This window comes from Pseudomonas sp. SIMBA_068 (genome assembly GCF_046534705.1).
GTDB classification, from domain to species: domain Bacteria; phylum Pseudomonadota; class Gammaproteobacteria; order Pseudomonadales; family Pseudomonadaceae; genus Aquipseudomonas; species Aquipseudomonas putida.
This window is the reverse complement of sequence record NZ_JAWRYI010001890.1, coordinates 1-229: the sequence shown is the minus strand read 5'-3', so window position 1 is coordinate 229 and position 229 is coordinate 1. Positions and strand designations below refer to the sequence as shown.

1 protein-coding gene is annotated in these 229 nt (G+C 67.7%); it reads right to left on the bottom strand.

Features of this window, described 5'->3' with window-relative positions:
* The coding region (locus tag SB756_RS36335) for an SDR family NAD(P)-dependent oxidoreductase (RefSeq protein ID WP_410914105.1) at window positions 1-229 on the bottom strand (229 nt) is incomplete at both ends.

Genomic DNA, 229 nt, shown 5'->3' with positions numbered 1-229 from the left:
GGTGATGTCGGTCTGGATCAGGCCCGGCGTGATCGAATTGATGCGGATATGGTCGGCGCCGAATTCACGTGCCATCGCCTTCGCGAGGCCGAGCACGCCGGCCTTGGCGGCGCTGTAGTGCGGCCCGCCGAAGATGCCGCCGCCGCGCTGCGCGGACACCGACGACATGCAGACGATGCTGCCGCCACGCTGCTCCTTCATCGCGGGCAGCACCGCTTGCGACATGTAC